Genomic DNA, 906 nt, shown 5'->3' with positions numbered 1-906 from the left:
GCGTGTCTGGGACAGATCTACCATTTCGCATAATGTATATTATGTTACATATTGACTGGCAGCCTTCCTGGTCGAGCATCGCAATGGCGTAGTCGCGGTCGGCCTGCTTGGCGAACTCGGCATCGGCCAGCAGATCGCCACGCTTGGTCGCCTCGATTTCGAGGTGCCGGATTCGATTCCGGTCCGGCTGAAGTTCGGCGCGTGCCTTTGCGACTACGGCTGCATCACGAATTGGGCGGGTCGCGCCTTCCTCACGCGATTGGAGCAGCGGTCCAACGAGGCGCCCTAACCCCGATTGAGACGAACAAGGCGGCGGCCAGGCGGGTCAGAGCTATGGCCGGGTCATGCGAGAATCCCCCTATTCGCTACGGCCAAGGTACGGGGGGGGCATGGGCTTTACTAAGAAAAGACTCCGTTACGTGTTGCGGAGCGATGCAGTCCTCTCTGGCATCGCCGGCGCTCTTCTGAGCGGGGTCCTGAGCTGGATCCTCTTTGCTGCGCCAGGCGGAACTCAGATACCTGACAGCGGTAGCGTTGCCGATTGGCTCGCCGCTGTGGGCACATGGGTGATCGGCTACGGGGCCTGGAGGTATGCCAAAGAAGGGCACGATCAACGCATCAGCGAATATCGAGAGCGACGCGCGACTGAGGCAAAGGCGCGACGCGCACATCTGGTTGCCACCTGCGCAGCACTGGGGTTGGCCGTGGGAATCAAGGGCTCCTGCGACAGATACGCCGCACTTCCTGACGACGAGAGGACGTTCTGGCAGCTTCAAGTCCACTTTGATGGATTTGAGGATGCCGCTCAGCTCGTCTTGCTCAGCACTGAAACACTCGTCCAGCTCCGGACGAAGGATGTGACAAGTTTCGCGCGCATCAATGAGAGGCTTCGAAGCATCCGAAAAC

1 protein-coding gene is annotated in these 906 nt (G+C 59.8%); it reads left to right on the top strand.

The features are described 5' to 3' along the window. Window positions 1–389 precede the first annotated feature (389 nt). A partial coding sequence (locus tag ACXJKH_RS21360; protein ID WP_457322381.1) for a hypothetical protein occupies window positions 390–906 on the top strand: 517 nt, incomplete at its 3' end.

It is taken from the genome of Stenotrophomonas sp. P5_B8 (assembly GCF_054049855.1).
This window is presented reverse-complemented; position numbering and strand designations above follow the sequence as displayed.